Annotated in this window: 15 protein-coding genes; 6 read left to right on the top strand and 9 right to left on the bottom strand. The window is 71.7% G+C overall.

Features of this window, described 5'->3' with window-relative positions:
- The first annotated feature begins 2 nt into the window (after window positions 1-2).
- A complete protein-coding gene (der, locus tag PQI07_RS12705; protein ID WP_043357773.1) occupies window positions 3-1358 on the top strand; it encodes a ribosome biogenesis GTPase Der in 1356 nt (451 codons plus the stop codon).
- A gap of 85 nt (window positions 1359-1443) precedes the next feature.
- Here the strand turns inward: der and PQI07_RS12700 are convergent, their stop codons facing one another.
- From PQI07_RS12700 to PQI07_RS12680, 5 genes are all read right to left on the bottom strand, one after another.
- The gene (locus tag PQI07_RS12700) at window positions 1444-2562 is read right to left on the bottom strand and encodes a carboxylate-amine ligase (protein ID WP_043759155.1); all 1119 of its coding nucleotides are present in this window, start codon (window positions 2560-2562) and stop codon (window positions 1444-1446) included.
- Between the two features lie 61 nt (window positions 2563-2623).
- Window positions 2624-3034, bottom strand: coding sequence for a dihydrofolate reductase (locus PQI07_RS12695; RefSeq protein ID WP_043385327.1), 411 nt, complete (start codon window positions 3032-3034; stop codon window positions 2624-2626).
- Window positions 3035-3229: 195 nt separating this feature from the next.
- The gene (locus PQI07_RS12690) at window positions 3230-3979 is read right to left on the bottom strand and encodes an SDR family NAD(P)-dependent oxidoreductase (protein WP_043385275.1); all 750 of its coding nucleotides are present in this window, start codon (window positions 3977-3979) and stop codon (window positions 3230-3232) included.
- A 65-nt stretch (window positions 3980-4044) separates the two neighbouring features.
- Window positions 4045-5520: an amidophosphoribosyltransferase gene (gene purF, locus PQI07_RS12685; RefSeq protein ID WP_043357788.1), complete on the bottom strand. Its 1476-nt coding sequence runs from the start codon at window positions 5518-5520 to the stop codon at window positions 4045-4047.
- A 131-nt stretch (window positions 5521-5651) separates the two neighbouring features.
- Entirely contained in the window at window positions 5652-6260 is a 609-nt protein-coding gene (locus PQI07_RS12680) for a CvpA family protein (protein WP_043357783.1), read from the bottom strand.
- Window positions 6261-6523: 263 nt separating this feature from the next.
- Between PQI07_RS12680 and alr the strand changes: the two genes are divergently transcribed.
- Window positions 6524-7633: an alanine racemase gene (alr, locus tag PQI07_RS12675; protein WP_274926732.1), complete on the top strand. Its 1110-nt coding sequence runs from the start codon at window positions 6524-6526 to the stop codon at window positions 7631-7633.
- A 46-nt stretch (window positions 7634-7679) separates the two neighbouring features.
- Complete coding sequence (gene radA, locus PQI07_RS12670) at window positions 7680-9116, top strand: DNA repair protein RadA (RefSeq protein ID WP_043385270.1); 1437 nt, start codon at window positions 7680-7682, stop codon at window positions 9114-9116.
- Between the two features lie 108 nt (window positions 9117-9224).
- On the opposite strand, the gene moaA is transcribed toward radA, so the two are convergent.
- On the bottom strand, window positions 9225-10277 hold the full coding sequence (gene moaA, locus PQI07_RS12665) for a GTP 3',8-cyclase MoaA (protein WP_043357795.1): 1053 nt from the start codon (window positions 10275-10277) through the stop codon (window positions 9225-9227).
- A gap of 81 nt (window positions 10278-10358) precedes the next feature.
- Here moaA and PQI07_RS12660 point away from each other — a divergent pair, with 81 nt between their 5' ends.
- Together PQI07_RS12660 and PQI07_RS12655 are read left to right on the top strand one after the other, a co-directional pair.
- Complete coding sequence (locus tag PQI07_RS12660) at window positions 10359-10781, top strand: gamma-butyrobetaine hydroxylase family protein (protein ID WP_043357798.1); 423 nt, start codon at window positions 10359-10361, stop codon at window positions 10779-10781.
- Window positions 10782-10958: 177 nt separating this feature from the next.
- Window positions 10959-11285, top strand: a complete 327-nt coding sequence (locus PQI07_RS12655) for a cupin domain-containing protein (protein WP_274926731.1) — start codon at window positions 10959-10961, stop codon at window positions 11283-11285.
- Between the two features lie 52 nt (window positions 11286-11337).
- Here the strand turns inward: PQI07_RS12655 and PQI07_RS12650 are convergent, their stop codons facing one another.
- Complete coding sequence (locus PQI07_RS12650; protein WP_043385259.1) at window positions 11338-12003, bottom strand: L,D-transpeptidase; 666 nt, start codon at window positions 12001-12003, stop codon at window positions 11338-11340.
- 411 nt (window positions 12004-12414) lie between these two features.
- Entirely contained in the window at window positions 12415-14343 is a 1929-nt protein-coding gene (gene mdoH / locus PQI07_RS12645; protein WP_274926730.1) for a glucans biosynthesis glucosyltransferase MdoH, read from the bottom strand.
- 271 nt (window positions 14344-14614) lie between these two features.
- Here mdoH and PQI07_RS12640 point away from each other — a divergent pair, with 271 nt between their 5' ends.
- Window positions 14615-16129 (top strand): OpgD/OpgG family glucan biosynthesis protein, encoded by a 1515-nt coding sequence (locus PQI07_RS12640; protein WP_043759168.1) that lies wholly within the window; start codon window positions 14615-14617, stop codon window positions 16127-16129.
- 99 nt (window positions 16130-16228) lie between these two features.
- On the opposite strand, the gene PQI07_RS12635 is transcribed toward PQI07_RS12640, so the two are convergent.
- Window positions 16229-16429, bottom strand: a complete 201-nt coding sequence (locus PQI07_RS12635; protein WP_043357814.1) for a hypothetical protein — start codon at window positions 16427-16429, stop codon at window positions 16229-16231.
- Window positions 16430-16521 lie beyond the last annotated feature (92 nt).

Here is a 16521-nt window from a genome sequence, read left to right as displayed (position 1 = left end):
CCATGGATATGCCGACCGTCGCGATCGTCGGGAGGCCGAACGTCGGCAAGTCGACCCTGTTCAACCGCCTCGTGGGCAAGAAGCTCGCGCTGGTCGACGACCGCCCGGGCGTCACCCGCGACCGGCGCGAGGGCGACGTCACCTTCGGCGGCCTCCAGTTCCGGGTGATCGACACCGCCGGACTGGAGGAGGCCGACGCCGCGACCCTCACGGGCCGGATGCGGATGCAGACCGAGGCGGCGATCCTCGCCGCCGACGTGGTGCTGTTCGTGATCGACGCCCGCGCCGGCGTGCTGCCGGCCGACCAGCCCTTCGCCGAACTGGTGCGCCGGGCCGGCTGCCCGGTGATCCTGATCGCCAACAAGGCCGAGGGCGGGGCGGGCCTCGCCGGGGCCTACGAGGCCTTCACCCTCGGGCTCGGCGACCCGATCCCGTTCTCCGCCGAGCATGGCGAGGGACTGGGCGAGCTGCACGAGGCGCTCAAGGGCGCCCTGCCCCAGCGCGACGAGGACGAGGACGAGGAGGACGACGCGGACGCCCCTGGCGGCCGGTCTCTCAAGGTCGCCATTGTCGGTCGCCCGAATGCCGGCAAGTCGACGCTGATCAACCGCATGCTCGGCGAGGACCGGCTGCTCGTCGGCCCCGAGGCCGGCATCACCCGCGACTCGATCTCCCTCGATTGGGAATGGCGCGGGCGGCGGATCAAGCTGCACGACACCGCCGGGATGCGCCGCCGCGCCCGGATCGACGACAAGCTGGAGAAGCTCGCGGTCTCGGACGGCTTGCGCGCCGTGCGCTTCGCCGAGGTGGTGGTGGTGCTCCTCGATGCCACGATCCCCTTCGAGAAGCAGGATCTGACCATCGTCGACCTCGTCGAGAGCGAGGGCCGCGCCCTGGTGATCGGCCTCAACAAATGGGACCTCGTGGCCGACCAGCCGGGCCTGCTGAAGCAGCTGCGCGAGGATTGCACCCGGCTGCTGCCGCAGGTGCGCGGCGTCGCGGTCGTGCCGCTCTCGGGGCTGGCCGGCGACGGCGTCGACAAGCTGATGCAGGCGGTGGTGCAGGCCTCCGAGGTCTGGGACCGGCGGATCTCGACCTCGCGCATCAACGACTGGCTGAACGAGGCGACGTCCCGCAACCCGCCGCCGGCGGTGTCGGGCCGGCGGATCAAGATCCGCTACGCCACGCAGGTGAAGAGCCGGCCGCCGCATTTCGCGCTGTTCGGCAACCAGCTCAACGCCCTGCCGAAATCCTACACGCGCTACCTCGTGAACGGCCTGCGCGAGGCCTTCGACCTGCCGGGCACACCGATCCGCCTGAGCTTGCGGACCTCGCAGAATCCGTTCGACAAGGGCTGACCCAGCCGCGGCCGGGCGGGGGTCCCCGTCGAGGCCTGCGTTGCATTCCCGCACCTCAGGATGCGGCGGGCGGACGGGGCCCGCTCTACCGCGCCGCGTCGGCGATCCAGTCCACCGCCGCCGCCAGCGCGGCGCGCTCGTCCTTGCCCTCGGACAGCGCGGCCTCGAAAGCCGCGATCTGCCCGTCCGCGCTGGTCCCCTCGGCCACGATCGACCGGGCCCGGGCCACGTCCGCTGCACAGCCGAGGGCGTCCGCATCCTCGGCCACGAGGGCGAGCACCGCCTCCAGCGCCTCCGGGAACGGGACGGCGTCGCCCCGCGCCTCGTCGATCAGCGCCGCGGCCACGCCGCTGTGCTGGGCGCGCCAGAGGTTCTCGGAGGCCAGCGCCCGCGAGACGCCGTCGAGATCGGCATGGAGGTCGGGCCGGCGCACGCACAGGCGCACGAGGCAGCGGAACAGGGCGGCGACGCACAGCGAATCGTCGAGCCGCGTGCAGGCATCGGCGATGCGCAATTCCAGCGTCGGGAACTTGATCGAGGGGCGCAGCGACCACCACAGGAAGCTCGCATCGGCGATGGCGCCCGAGCGGGTCATGATGGCGACGAACCGCGCATGGGCGGCGGCATCGGAAAAAAGCTCCGGCAGGCCGGTGCGGGGCAGCTCGCCGAAGACGCTGAGCCGGTACGCCTTGAGCCCCGTCGCCTCGCCCTGCCAGAACGGCGAGGAGGCCGAGAGGGCGAGCAGCAGCGGCTGGAACGGCAGCAGCCGGTTCATGAGATCGATGCGGGCCTCCGGGTCCGGCACCTCGACATGGACATGCATCCCGCAGATCAGGGCCCGCCGGGCGGCGATGCCGACATCCGACAGGATGCCCTTGTAGCGTTCGCCGTCCGTGGCGGTCTGGCGCGACCAGCGCGCGAGGGGATGCGTGCCGCAGGCGAGGAGCGCCAGCCCATTCTCCGCGGCGATGCCGGCGAGCCGGGCCCGCTGGCCGCCGAGATTCGCCCGGGCGGCGCTGGCGTCGGTGAGCGGCGGGGTGCAGACCTCGACCTGCGCGGCGACCAATTCGCGTCCCGTCTCGGGGAGTTCCGCCTTCACCCGCGCGTGGAAGGCGGCGAGGTCGCCGCGCGGTGTCCCACGGGTCTCGGCATCGGCCAGGAAGTATTCCTCCTCGATGCCGAAGCGGTAGCTGTGGGCGCTCATCGTGGCCTCCGGAAACGCGACGCGTGCGCGGCCAACGCGCCGGCTCACGGGAAGGTGCCGTTCAAGCCGCGCGCAGCGGTCCGCCCACCAGCCAGGCGGGATCGAACCAGCGGTCGGCCTCGCCGTCGTAGGGCAGGCGAGTGATGTCCCAGTTCTGGATGTACTTGGCGTAGACGTTCCACACCGCGATCCCGCCGCCGACGAAGATCCGCCGGCCGGGATAGCGCTTGAGCACCGCCTCCGGATCCTCGTGGCTGCGGATCACGTCGATGGTGCGGTCCTTGAAGGCGAATTCGGGCACCGAGGCCACCGTCTTCGGCCCGGCGATCAGGACATGGCCCATGGTCAGCGCGAAGAAACGCGTCACGTCCTCCACGAACAGCGGATCGGTGTTGCCCTCCCAGGGCAGCTGGCCGTTGAGGCCGAGCTGGCCGCGCAGGCCGATCGCACAGATGCAGCGGACGTCGATCATGGGAAGCAACTCAGACAGGAAGATCAGGCCTGCCCCATCCCCCCCTCATCCTGAGGTGCCCGCGCGAGCGGGCCTCGAAGGCGGGGTCCAGGGATCGCGCGACCTGTGGAGCCCGCCTTCGAGGCCTCCGCTGCGCTCCGGGACCTCAGGATGAGGGAGGCGGTGGGGTGCGTGTTCGAATAACAGGGTACCGGCTCATTCAGGTGCGCGGAAACTCAGCACCCGGTCGGTGGGGAAATCGTAGAGCTTGCCGGTCTCGGCCCAGTCCGGCGCGGCGAGCCGCACGAAATGGGGGGCGAGGTCCTCGGGCGTCTTGAGGGTCTCGGGGTCCTCCCCGGGCATGGCCGAGCGGCGCATGCCGGTCCGCAGGGGTCCGGGATTGAGCAGCATGGCCCGGATGGCCGTGCTCTCGTTCTCGGCCGCGTAGGTGCGCACCAGGGCCTCCAGGGCCGCCTTGGAGACCGAATAAGGCCCCCAGTAGGGCCGGCACTTGGAGGCGGCCCCCGACGAGACGAAGATCGCCCGCCCGGCATCCGACATGCGCAGCAGCGGGTCGAGGGAGCGGATCAGGCGCCAGTTGGCGGTGACGTTCACGTCCATCACCTGCCCCCAGATTTTCGGGGTGATGTGGCCGATCGGCATGAGCGCGCCGAGGATGCCGGCATTGGCGATCAGGATGTCGAGGCGCTTCCAGCGCTCGTTGATCGCCGCGCCGAGGCGGTCGATCGCGTCGTAATCGGCGAGGTCGAACGGCACGAGGGTGGCGCTGGAGCCGGCCGCCCGCACGGCGTCGTCCAGCTCTTCCAGGGCGCCGACGGTGCGCGCCACCGCAATCACGTGGGCGCCGGCGCCGGCGAGCGCCAGGGCGGCAGCGCGCCCGATGCCGCGGGACGCGCCGGTGACGACCGCGACGCGGCCTTCCAGGGGTTTCTGAGACTCAGCCATGGAGAGGACCTAGCGCATTTCCGCCCGCGAGGGATGCCCGTCCGCGCACGGAATCCGCAGATCCGTCAATCCGCCTCGGCCAGCATGGCGAAGCGCTTCGGGCCGGCGATGGAGAGGTCCGTGAGGCCGGTCGGGTAGTCGCCCGTGAAGCAATGGTCGGTGTATTGCGGGCAGGCGGCGTTCCGGGCCTCCTCGCCCATTGCCCGGTACAGGCCGGGGATCGACAGGAAGGCGAGCGAATCCGCGCCGATATACTTGCGCATCGCCTCGAGATCGTGGGTCGCGGCGAGCAGCTTCTCCCGCTCGGGCGTGTCGATCCCGTAGAAATCCGGGTAGGTGATCGGCGGCGAGGCGATCCGGAAATGCACCTCGGCGGCCCCGGCCTCGCGCATCATCCGGACGATCTTCACCGAGGTCGTGCCGCGCACGAGGCTGTCGTCCACGAGGACGATGCTCTTGCCCTCGATCGCCGCGCGGTTGGCCGAGTGCTTCATCCGCACGCCGAGTTCGCGCACCGACTGGGTCGGCTGGATGAAGGTCCGCCCGACATAATGGTTGCGGATGATCCCCATCTCGAAGGGAATCCCGGTCTCCTGCGAGAAGCCAAGTGCCGCCGGGACGCCGGAATCCGGCACCGGCACGACGATGTCGGCCGTGACGGCGGCTTCGCGGGCCAGTTCCCGGCCGATCGCCTTGCGCACTCCGTAGACGCTCTTGCCGTTCACCACCGAGTCCGGCCGGGCGAAGTAGATGTATTCGAAGATGCAGGGCCGCATCGGCACAGCGTCGGCGAAGCGGATCGACTCGATCCCCTCCTCGGAGATGACCACGATCTCGCCGTTCTCGATGTCGCGGACGAACCGGGCGCCGATGATGTCCAATGCGCAGGTCTCGGAGGCCAGCATGTAGCGGCCGTCCAGCTCGCCCAGCACCAGCGGGCGGATGCCCAGCGGGTCGCGGGCACCGATCAGCTTCTTGTTGGTGAGCGCCACGATCGCGTAGGCGCCCTGGATCGCCTGCAGGGCGTCGATGAAGCGTTCGATGATCCGCGGCTTCCGGGAGCGGGCCGCGAGGTGGAGGATCACCTCGGTGTCGGAGGTCGACTGGGTGATCGCACCGTCGCGGACGAGGTCGCGTCGGATCGACAGGGCGTTGGTGAGATTGCCGTTATGGGCGACTGCCAGCCCGCCGCTGGCGAGCTCCGCGAAGAGCGGCTGGACGTTGCGCAGGATCGTCCCGCCGGTGGTCGAGTAGCGCACGTGCCCGATGGCAGCGCGGCCCTTCAGGCGGGCGATGGTGTCGCCGTCCGAGAAGGAATCACCCACGAGTCCGGGGCGCCGCTCGGAGTGAAACACCGAGCCGTCGAAGGAGACGATGCCGGCCGCCTCCTGGCCGCGGTGCTGAAGGGCGTGCAGCCCCAGCGCGACGATGGCCGAGGCCTCCGGATGGCCGAAGATGCCGAAGACGCCGCACTCCTCCCGGAGCGTGTCGCCATCGAGATCGAAATTGAAAGCGTCGGTGGAGGCGGCGGCGTGTGACATGAGGCGGTCGATCACTCACAGATCCCGGCGGCGAAGGGCCGACGCGCCGGTCGTCGCGGAAGCAATCCGTGCACCACAGGAACCGCTATCTAGGCGTTCCGCACGACGAGTCCTACGGCGAATACCGCAGATCAGCGTCGCGTCGGGGTCGGCGCGGTCTCGGTCCGGCGCTGGGGCGCCGCGTCGGTCTCGGCCGGGGCGTCGGCCGCCTCATTGGGCGGCGTGGCGACCTTCGGCTTCTTGAACTGCTTGAGGAAGCCTTCCGGATTCTCGGGCAGCTGCGCCACGAGGGCGTCGCCGGACTTCTCCAGCATCGGGCGCGTGCGGGCCTGGGCGGCCCAGTCCGGCACCTTGCCCTGGACCAGCCAGGACAGGAACACCCAGCCGATCACGCAGATCAGGAAGCCGCGGGCCGCGCCGAACAGGAAGCCGAGGGAACGGTCGACGGCGCCGATCCGCGAATCGAGCACCACGTCGGAAATCTTGACCGTGATGATCGACACGATGATCAGGGTGCCGAGGAAGATCGCCGCGATCGAGGCGACCAGCGCGACGGTGTCGCTGTTCACGTGCTGCTTCACGGTCGGCAGCAGCATCGGATGGAGCGTCCAGGCGACCGCGGCGGCGGCAACCCAGGCGACGATCGCCAGCACCTCGCGGGTGACGCCGCGCACGGCCGCGAGCAGCGCGGAAACCGCGACGATGCCGAGCACGGCGAGATCCAGGACGGTAAACGGCATCGTTAAACTTTTTGGTACCCGCGGGGATGCCGTGTCCGACCTGCGGCTCCCCCGGACCGCGGTGGATTTATACCAAGCCGGATCTCGGCCGTCACCCTCGCGAGCCCGCCTGATCGCGCGCTGTGCCGTCCTTGCATCAGCCGCGCCGTTCACCAGGGCGCGAGCCGCCGCGCCGAGAGCCCGGCTCCACCCGGGCGCCGTACCGGTGCTATGGGTCCGGCCTGGGGTCCGGTCTGTGCTTCCGGAGCCCCGGTGGCGAATGGATGGAGGCGGTCTGCGTGGCCGAGGCCGGACCTGTGACGGAGATCGGCGCCCACGGCGCCCGGCTCACGATCGACCTCGGGGCGATCGTGGCCAACTGGCGGATCCTGGCGGCCCGCGGCGCGGGCGCCGACTGCGCCGCCGTGGTGAAGGCCGACGCCTACGGCTGCGGCATCGGTCGCGTCGGGCCGGCCCTGTGGGCCGCCGGCTGCCGGACCTTCTTCGTCGCCCATCTGTCGGAAGGGGTCGCGGCCCGTGCCGCCCTGCCCGAGGCGGCGATCTACATCCTGAACGGTCTGCCACCGGGCGCCGCGGAAGCCTTCGCGGCGCACGAGCTGCGCCCGGTGCTGGGCAGCATCGCGGAGTTGTCGGACTGGGCGGCGCTCTCGTCCGGCCGCCTATCGGCGGCACTCCACGTCGATACCGGCATGAACCGTCTGGGCCTGCCCGTGCCGGAGGCGCTCGATCTCGCGGGCGATGGGCGGATCACCGCGGCCGGGATCGACCTGCTCCTCAGCCACTTCGTCAGCGCCGAGAAGCCGGAGGATCCGGTCAACGCCCGGCAGATCGCCGATTTCGCCCGCGTCCGGGCGGCGTATCCGCAACTCCGGGCCTCGCTGGCGAACTCGTCGGGCGTCTTCCTCGACGGGGCCCGGCACGATCTCCTGCGGCCGGGCTACGCCCTGTTCGGCGGCAACCCGATTCCGGGGGGCGCCAACCCGATGCGCCCGGTGGTGCGGCTGGAGGCGCTGATCGCACAGGTACGCGACGTCGCAGTCGGAGCGACCGCGGGCTATAACGGCCGCTGGACCGCGCCCCGGCCGAGCCGGCTCGCGACGCTCTCCCTCGGCTACGCCGACGGGTTCCCGCGGGCGATCAGCGGGCGCGGGCAGGCGCTGGTCGGCGGCGTGCCCTGCCCGATCCTCGGCCTCGTCTCGATGGATCTCATCATCCTCGACGTCACTGCGGCGCCCGCCGCGACGCGCGGCGCAACCGCGGTGCTGATCGGAGACGGCCTCGACATCGACGCGGTCGGGCGCTCTGCCGGCACGATCGGCTACGAGATCCTGACCGGGCTGGGTTCTCGTTATGTTCGAGATTATGTAGGCTGACGCACCTCCCCGCTGATCCGCCGGACCGACGGCGCCCCGGATTCGAATGGCCAAGATCCATCAGACCTTCGTCTGCCAGTCCTGCGGGGCGGTCTACAACCGCTGGCGCGGGCGCTGCGAGGCCTGCAACGGCTGGAACACGATCGTCGAGGAGGCGCCTTCGGCTCCCGGGCAGTCCGGACCGGCGGCGACAAGGCCGTCGCGCAACCGCGGCCGGGTCTTCCCGCTGGAGGGGCTGACCGGCGAGGCCAAGGAGGCGCCGCGCATCCCCTCGGGGATCGGCGAGCTCGACCGGGTCACCGGTGGCGGCTTCGTGCGCGGCTCGGTGATCCTGCTCGGCGGCGATCCCGGCATCGGCAAGTCGACCCTGCTGATGCAGGCCTCCGCCGCCATGGCGGGGACGGGCGAGCGGGTCGCCTACATCTCGGGCGAGGAGGCGGTGGGACAGGTGCGCCTGCGGGCGGAGCGGCTGGGGCTCAGCGCGCTCCCCGTGCAGCTCGCCGCCGAGACCAATGTCGAGGACATCGTCGAGACCCTGAGCCAGGGCCGGCCGCCGGCCCTGGCGATCATCGACTCGATCCAGACCATGTGGACCGAGACGGTGGAATCGGCCCCCGGCACGGTGACCCAGGTGCGCTCCTCGGCCCAGGCGCTGATCCGCTTCGCCAAGACCACCGGCACGGCGGTGATTCTCGTGGGCCACGTCACCAAGGACGGGCAGATCGCCGGCCCCCGGGTGGTGGAGCACATGGTCGACGCAGTCGCCTCCTTCGAGGGCGACCAGGGCCACCATTTCCGCATCCTGCGCGCCGTGAAGAACCGGTTCGGGCCCACCGACGAGATCGGCGTGTTCGAGATGACCGATGCGGGCCTCAGCGAGGTGCCGAACCCGTCCGCCCTGTTCCTCGCGGGCCGCGACCATCAGGCGGCCGGCACCGCGGTCTTCGCCGGGATGGAAGGCACCCGGCCGCTGCTGGTGGAGATCCAGGCGCTGGTGGCACCATCGTCACTCGGCATGCCCCGGCGCGCCGTGGTCGGCTGGGATCCGAACCGGCTGTCGATGGTGCTCGCAGTGCTGGAGGCCCATGGCGGCATCCGGCTCGGGAGCCACGACGTCTACCTGAACGTGGCGGGGGGCCTGCGCATCACCGAGCCGGCGGCGGATCTGGCGGTGGCGGCCGCCCTGGTCTCCTCCCTGTCGGGGGCGGTGCTGCCGCCGGAGACCGTGTATTTCGGCGAGATCGGCCTGTCGGGGGCGATCCGGCCGGTGGCCCAGGCCGGATCCCGGCTCAAGGAGGCCCAGAAGCTCGGCTTCGCCAAGGCCTTGATCCCGCAGGGCCGGGGCGAGGGCGAGAAGGCGCTGTCGGTGGAGACGCTGCGCCACATCGCCGATCTGGTGGCGGGGATCAGCGCGGGCGCGCCGCGGAAGGGCTCCGGGCAGCGCGGGCGGCAACAGGCGCGCTACGCCGACGAGGAAATGTGAGGTCGTCGAACGACGGCCTGCGCCGGCAGGCTCCACACCGTTCGAGGGACGAGCGCGGGTTCCCTGTCCCACACGGGAGAGGGCGCGCGTGGTGCCGGGGCTGGTCTGTCAGCCGCCCGTCACGCTCATGTGCCGCGGCACGGCGGCCGGGCGCTGGCGCTCGATGACGAAGTCGTGGCCCTTGGGCTTGCGGGTGATCGCCTCGACCACGGCCGCGGCCAGCACCGCGTCGTCCTGGGAGGCGCGCAGCACCGCCCGCAGATCGGCCGAATCCTCCTGACCGAGGCACATGTAGAGCTGGCCGGTGCAGGTCAGGCGCACCCGGTTGCAGCTCTCGCAGAAATTATGGGTCAGCGGCGTGATGAAGCCGAGCTTCCCGCCGGTCTCCTCGACGCGCACGTAACGCGCCGGGCCGCCGGTGCGGTCGGGCAGCGGCGTGAGGGTGTAGCGGGTCTCCAGGCGCTGCCGGGCCACCGACAGGGGGAGGAACTGGTCGGTCCGGTCCGCCTCGATCTCGCCGAGCGGCATGACCTCGATCAGCGTCATGTCCATGCCGAGGCCGTGCGCCCAGGCGATCATGTCGGGGATCTCGTCGGCGTTGACGTCGCGCAGCGCCACCGCGTTGATCTTGACCTTCATCCCGGCGGCCCGCGCCGCCGCGATGCCGTCGAGCACCACCGCGAGATCGCCCCGGCGGGTGATCTCCCGGAACTTGTCGGGGTCGAGGGTGTCCAGCGAGACGTTGATCCGGCGCACGCCGAGGCTCGCCAGCTCGTCCGCGTAGCGCGTGAGCTGCGTGCCGTTGGTGGTCAGCGTCAGCTCCTCCAGCGCGCCGGAATCGAGGTGGCGCGAGAGGCGGCGGAACAGGTGCATGATGTCGCGCCGCACCAGCGGCTCGCCGCCGGTGATCCGGAGCTTGCGGACGCCCCGGGCGATGAACACGCCGCAGAGCCGGTCCAGCTCCTCCAGGGTCAGCAGATCGCGCTTGGGCAGGAACTGCATGTGCTCGGACATGCAGTAGGCGCAGCGCAGATCGCAGCGATCCGTCACCGAGATGCGCAGATACGAGATCGCCCGCTGGAACGGGTCGATCAGCGGGGCGGGCCCGGCGGGCACGCCGACCGCGGACGTCTGCGGCGTCAGGGAGCTGTCATCGAGCATCGTCCGGCATATGATGTCCCGGACGGTCGCGGGCAAGCAGGTCCCGCGCCGCAGCCCCAGATTGCGTGAGGAGTGTGACCCGTGAGCGAGGATCTGTGGCCGACCGAGATCCGCCTGTCGGCCGATCGGCGGGTGCTCAACGTCGCCTTCGAGGACGGGGCGCGCTTCGCCCTGCCGGCCGAGTACCTGCGCGTGTCGAGCCCCTCGGCCGAGGTGCAGGGCCACTCGCCGCTGGAGCGCAAGGTGATCGGCGGCAAGCGGTCCGTGGCGATCCTGGCGGTGGAGCCGATCGGCAACTACGCGGTCAAGCTCGGCTTCGACGACATGCACGACACCGGCATCTACGGCTGGGGCTACCTTCACACCCTCGGCCGCGAGTACGAGACGCGCTGGACAACCTATCTCGGCGAACTCGCCGAGCGCGGCCTCGACCGCGACACGGCGCGGCAGGCTTCGGTCAAGTCCGGCGGGGGCTGCGGCTCGGGTTCGTGCGGGTGCCATTGAGGGCCGCGGCGGACGCTTCCCGCCGCACCGGTTCCGGCGCGGCTCGGCGGCTGAAGCCGCGCCACCCTGGGGGCGTCGCGCCGCGTTCGCGAGGACGGCGTGGGTCACTGCGCCGCCCGGTAGGCCGAAGCCTTGCATCGCCATGACGGCACACCGACCGCTTCCCTTGGAGCCGCCATGGCCTTCGCCTGCACCATCCCCGCCGTCCCGACCGTCCAGCAGGACGACGCCACCGTGCGCATCACCCGCTGGGACTTCCCGCCGGGCGCCGTGACCGGCTGGCACGAGCACGGCTGGCCCTACTTCGTGGTGATGCTGATGGATGGGATCCTGCGCGTCCACGACGGCACGGCGGTCAGCGAGACGGCGCTCGCGGCCGGCCAATCCTACATGCGCCCGGCCGGCATCCGGCACGACGTGATGAACGGCTCGAACCACCCGATCGCCTTCGTGGAGATCGAGGTGAAGCGCCCGGACGCGCTGGTGACCCTGCCGGGCGCCTGAACGCGAAAAGGCCGACCTGTGACGGCCGGCCCCTCCCAAAGGTCCGAACGCCTCAGCGCTGGACGATGACCTTCGTGCCGACCTTGGCGCGGGTGTAGAGGTCCGTCACGTCGTCGTTGGTCATGCGGATGCAGCCCGACGAGACGGCGGTGCCGATGGTCTCCGGCTCATTGGAGCCGTGGATCCGGTAGATCGAGCCGCCGAGATACATGGCGCGGGCGCCCAGCGGGTTCTCGAGGCCGCCCTTCATGTAGCGCGGCAGGTCGGGCCGGCGCTTCAGCATGGTCGACGGCGGGCGCCAATCCGGCCACTCGCGCTTCATCGTGATGGTCTGCACGCCACCCCAGGTGAAGCCCGGCCGGCCGACGCCGACGCCGTAGCGCAGGGCCTGACCGCCGCCCAGCACGTAGTAGAGCCGCCGCTCGGCGGTGGAGACGACGATCGTGCCGGCGCCGTAGGGGCCGTTATAGGCCACCGTCTCGCGCGGGATCGCCGACATCTGCGGGACCGCGGCGTCGGCGTTCAGCGGGTCGGCGGGGTTGAGCGAGGCGTTCGCCACCGGCACCGCAACCGTCTCGACGGCCTGCGGGCGCACGCGCACGGTGAGCGCGTCGTTCAGGGGCTGGCGGGTCAGCGGGTCGATCTCGTAGGCCAGAACCGGCGCGGCGGAGGCGGCCACGCCGAAAAGCCCGATCAGGGCGGGGAGAAAACGACGCATCAAAGCCTCTCGGGGCAGGCGCGGACTATGGCGGGAACGCGGCGAATACCGGGGCACGATGCCGTGCCGATCCTCGCCAAGGGGTAAACGCTCGCGCCTCGAATCCAAGCCTGAAACCGCCCCGCCCGGGCGGTTCCGCCCGCCCGTGACTCGATGGCAACACTGTGGCAGCTTGGCCGTAGTCCCGGGATGAATGCCGACGGTCCCGGCGTCCGGTGCCTTCGCCCCGCCGGCGAAGGCCTGCTCGCATCCCGCCTCCGGTCGATGGCGCCGGCACCACCGTCGTTGCGCGCCGAGAGAAGCAATCTCGTGCGCGTGGCAGGTCCTGCTGTCCCACGCTCCTGGGGCGCTTCGCTGCGCGCGACGACGGCGAGGGCCGGCTCGACCGACGGCCCGCGACCGGCGCCCCGATCAGGCCTCGTCGGCGGCGAGCCAGATGGCCGGCTCGCGGGGGACCGTCCGGAGCGGAGCCGGTGCGGAGGGCAGGCCGCGGAGCTGGGCGAGTTCGGCGAGCTCCGGCGCCTGCGCGGTGTCGTCGGCGTTCAGGAACAGGCCGCGCGCCCGGGCGGCGCGGCCGAGATCGGCCCGGCTCGTCCAGACGCTCTGGGCCGGGCTCGTGAGGAGCGCCAGGGCCAGCGGCGCCATCCAGAGGGCGAGCCACGCGTTCCCGACGAGGAGCAGCGCGAAGACCATCAGCCCGCCGACCACCACGGCGTCCGCCTGGAGCCGGAAGGCCTCCGCCCAGGACAGTTGCCGATCGTCGCGATCCTGCGTCTCCCAGCGCACCACCCGGCCGAAGAAGGTCGAGACCACGGCCCCGGCGGTGAACAGGGTCAGGACCGGCCACAGGAACACCCACGCCGCCTGCTCCAGGGCGGCGCTCGCGAGCAGCGCCCGGGTGCCGCCGAAGACCGCCCGGCGCTCCGGCGATGCCAGAACATGGACGAGGCTGAGGAGCTTCGGCAGGGCCAGGATTGCGAGGCTGAGGGCGGCCAGGGCGTGGGCGGCCGCGCCCTGCCCGGTCAGCCCGTAGGCCAGGAGGCCGAGATCGCCGGTCCGGGCGGCCTGCCACGCGGCGAGGCCGAGGAAGGCGATCCAGAGCGGCAGCATCCCGTAGGAGAGGATCCCGACCAGGAGATGCCAGCGGCTCGCCGCGTGCAGGCCCGCCCAGGGCAGCACGCGCAGGTGCTGGAGATTGCCCTGGCACCAGCGGCGCTCGCGGCCGAGCAGGTCGATGAGGTTGGTGGGCATCTCCTCCCAGGTGCCGCCCATCTCGGGCAGGAGCCGCACCTCCCAACCGGCGCGGACCATCAGCGCGCCCTCGACGATGTCGTGGCACAGGATCTCGCCGCCCAGCGGCTCCCGGCCCGGGAGCTTCGGGAGCTGCGCATTCTCCGCGAAGGCCTCGATCCGCAGGATCGCGTTGTGGCCCCAGTAGCTGCCCTCCGGCCCCTGCCAGGTCTCCAGGCAGCGCAAGGCCAGCGGCGCGTAGAGGCGGACGGCGAATTGCTGGATGCGGGCGAAGAGCGTGTCGCGACCGGCCGCGTAGGAGACGGTCTGGATCAGGCCGGTGCGGGGGCTCGCCTGCATCAGCCCGACGAGCCGGGTCATGGCCGCGCCGGTCATCAGGCTGTCGGCATCCAGCACGATCATGAAGGCGTATTCGCCACCGTAGCTGCGGCAGAACTCGCCGATGTTGCCGGCCTTGCGGCCGAGATTCTCCGTCCGGCGCCGGTAGCGGATCCGCGGCAGGGCCGGATCCTGTGCCGCCCAGGCCTGGATGCGCGCGAATTCGTGCTCCTCCACGGCGGCGATCGCCCCGTCCCGCGTGTCGGAGAGGACGAAGATGTCGATGCCCTGCGCGTCGGTACGGGCCAGCGAGCGGGCCATCACCCGCAGGCGGGCGAACACCGCGACCGCGTCCTCGGCGTGGATCGCCACCACGGCGGCGGTGCGTCCGGTCCCGGCCGGCCCGGCCCCCGCCGCTTCGGAGCGGCGCTCCAGCGCGGATTTCGCCCGGTCGCCCAGGAGGGAAGCGACGAACCCGTAGACGTACTGGCAGGCGACGAAGGCCTGCCAGCCCATCACGAGGCCGAACAGAACCAACACCGCCCAGGCAAGCGGGCTGACGCTCGCCGGATAGGCGAGCGCGGCGAGCCACACGAGACCGCCGGCGGTGCCGAGGCTCGGGACGGCCAGGGCCAGGCGCCGGGCGCGCAGGGTGCCGCGGCGCGCGCCGGTCCAGACCTCGCGACAGGATGCGGCGTCCGAGGGATCGGGTATGGCGGGATCCGCGTTCCGGTGCGACCGCTCGGCGGAGGAGGTGACGCGTGAGGACATGGCGCGAGGAACTCGACCGTGGAAGGCTGCCGGCCGCCCGGCCGTCGGAGGCCGGGAACCGATGACCGTGGATACCGATGTGCGGGGTGAGGACACGGAGCCGACCCGGCAGCACAGACCGCCGGAAGCCGAACGGATCAATCCCCCCTCCCGACGCCGCGTTCTTCGAACAGCTCTGGCCGCGGCTGCCGGCACGGTTCTACCTAGCGCGGCTGATCTGAATGGGTCCAGAACGTGGGCCGGGCCGGCGCTTCCGCCGCAGGGGGGCGCAATGACCTTCGAAACCCTGTCGGCGGAGGCGGCACGCCTCGCCGCGGCCCCCTATGCCGCCCCGCCCGAGGATCTTCCGCCGGCGCTCGCCGCCCTCGACTACGACGGCTACCGCGCCATCACCTTCCGTCCGGCCGAGAGCCTGCACCTCGGCGACCATTTCAGCGCCCAGCTGTTCCACCGCGGCTTCCTGCAGCGCAAGCGCGTGGCGCTCTACCTCCAGCCGCGGCGCGGGCCGGCGCGCCCGATCCCCTACGAGACCCGCCTGTTCGATCTTGGCCGGCGGCTCGCCGGCCAGAGCTTCGCGCCGGATCTCGGCTTCGCGGGCTTCCGCCTGCACTACGCCTTCCCGGACACGCCGGCGTGGCGACCGAAGGGCTTCCAGGAAGAGTTTCTCGTCTTCCTGGGGGCCTCCTATTTCCGCCTGCGCGCGGCCCATCAGGAATACGGGCTCTCGGCCCGGGGGCTCGCCATCGGCACGGGCGCGCCGGAGGGCGAGGAATTTCCCGACTTCGTCGCCCACTGGATCTGCGAACCGGAACCGGAAGCCCGCACCCTGACGGTGCTCTCGCTGCTCGACAGCCCGAGCGTGGCCGGCGCCTTCCGGTTCGCCATCAGCCCCGGAGACCCGGCGCGGATCGCCGTCACCGCGGCGCTCCATCCACGCCGGTCGATCGCGAAGCTCGGGCTGGCCCCCCTCACCAGCATGTTCCTGTACGGGCAGAACGGGCCCGGGGCGCGGGGGGCCAAGCCGTTCGACGACTTCCGGCCGCAGGTCCACGATTCCGACGGCCTCTGCGTCGCGGCCGGGGCCGACCCGGCGCGGGTCGACCGGATCTGGCGGCCCCTGGTCAACGGGCGCAAGCAGCCACAGATCTCCGCCTTCGCGGCCCGGCCGCTCGCCGGCTTCGGGCTGCTGCAGCGGGAGCGGACCTTCGCGGCCTATCTCGACGTCGAGGCGCGTCACGAGGCGCGGCCGGGCCTGTGGGTGGCCCCGGATCCCGCCGGGGGCGCCTTCGCGAACGGCGCCGTGCAGCTCTTCGAGATCCCGTCGGGCGAAGAGTACATGGACAACATCGTGGCGGCCTTCGTGCCCGCGGCGCCGGCGCAGCCCGGCGCGCCGCTGCATCTCGCCTACGGCCTGACCACGGTGGGGGCGGAGCCCGTGCCGGCGATCCCGGACGCCGCCCTCGCCCGGGTGACCTCGACGCGATTCGGGTCCGCGGAACGCCTGCGCCCCATCACCCCGCCGAGCCCGCAGCGGCGGCTCTGCGTGATCGATTTCGAGGGTCCGGGCCTGCCGAAATCTGCCGACGAGGCGGTCACCGCCGAGGTCTCGGCCAGTGCCGGCACGATGCACGAGCCGGTGGCCAACTTCGTGCCGCAGACCGGCGGCTGGCGGATCTATGTCGAGTGGCGCCCGCCGGAACCGATGCCGGCGGGCGACGTCGTGCTGCGCGCCCGGCTGGTCCGCGGGACGACGCCCCTCAGCGAGACCTGGGACGCCGCCCTGTAACCCCGTGATCGCGCGCGACGCGAAGCGACCCGGGGCAGCGCGACGTCGGGTCTCGCCGCTCCGACCGGAGCGCGGCGCGACGGTTCGGGCGGCGAACGCTCAGGCGGTCCGGCGCTCCTGCTCCAGGCGGCGGGCCAGGCGGGTGGCGCCGTAGACCTCGCTCAGGCGGCGACGGGCGGCGGAGACCGGCGGGGCCTGCCGCTCGACATGGGCGGCGGCGATGACGCGCAGGGCGGCGGCGACCGAACGCTCCAGGCGACGCTCGGCCTGAGCGGCCGCGTCGTGATGATTGTCCAGCATTGATGATCCCTCGTGCCGCGCCGTATCCGCCCTCTCGCGGGGCGGTATCCGACGGCGCAGACAGATTTCACATCTGGCTTGACCGTATCAAG

Source organism: Methylobacterium sp. 092160098-2 (genome assembly GCF_028920805.1).
Lineage (GTDB): Bacteria > Pseudomonadota > Alphaproteobacteria > Rhizobiales > Beijerinckiaceae > Methylobacterium > Methylobacterium fujisawaense.
The sequence above is the reverse complement of the archived record's forward strand: the minus strand, read 5'-3'. Positions and strand labels throughout refer to the sequence as shown.

Bases quoted from the DNA above. Each gene is read 5' to 3' on its own strand.
- der (WP_043357773.1), top strand. From the start codon at position 3: ATGGATATGCCGACCGTCGCGATCGTCGGGAGGCCGAACGTCGGCAAG.
- PQI07_RS12700 (WP_043759155.1), bottom strand. From the start codon at position 2,562: ATGAGCGCCCACAGCTACCGCTTCGGCATCGAGGAGGAATACTTCCTG.
- PQI07_RS12695 (WP_043385327.1), bottom strand. From the start codon at position 3,034: ATGATCGACGTCCGCTGCATCTGTGCGATCGGCCTGCGCGGCCAGCTC.
- PQI07_RS12690 (WP_043385275.1), bottom strand. From the start codon at position 3,979: ATGGCTGAGTCTCAGAAACCCCTGGAAGGCCGCGTCGCGGTCGTCACC.
- purF (WP_043357788.1), bottom strand. From the start codon at position 5,520: ATGTCACACGCCGCCGCCTCCACCGACGCTTTCAATTTCGATCTCGAT.
- PQI07_RS12680 (WP_043357783.1), bottom strand. From the start codon at position 6,260: ATGCCGTTTACCGTCCTGGATCTCGCCGTGCTCGGCATCGTCGCGGTT.
- alr (WP_274926732.1), top strand. From the start codon at position 6,524: ATGGAGGCGGTCTGCGTGGCCGAGGCCGGACCTGTGACGGAGATCGGC.
- radA (WP_043385270.1), top strand. From the start codon at position 7,680: ATGGCCAAGATCCATCAGACCTTCGTCTGCCAGTCCTGCGGGGCGGTC.
- moaA (WP_043357795.1), bottom strand. From the start codon at position 10,277: ATGCTCGATGACAGCTCCCTGACGCCGCAGACGTCCGCGGTCGGCGTG.
- PQI07_RS12655 (WP_274926731.1), top strand. From the start codon at position 10,959: ATGGCCTTCGCCTGCACCATCCCCGCCGTCCCGACCGTCCAGCAGGAC.
- PQI07_RS12650 (WP_043385259.1), bottom strand. From the start codon at position 12,003: ATGCGTCGTTTTCTCCCCGCCCTGATCGGGCTTTTCGGCGTGGCCGCC.
- mdoH (WP_274926730.1), bottom strand. From the start codon at position 14,343: ATGTCCTCACGCGTCACCTCCTCCGCCGAGCGGTCGCACCGGAACGCG.
- PQI07_RS12640 (WP_043759168.1), top strand. From the start codon at position 14,615: ATGACCTTCGAAACCCTGTCGGCGGAGGCGGCACGCCTCGCCGCGGCC.
- PQI07_RS12635 (WP_043357814.1), bottom strand. From the start codon at position 16,429: ATGCTGGACAATCATCACGACGCGGCCGCTCAGGCCGAGCGTCGCCTG.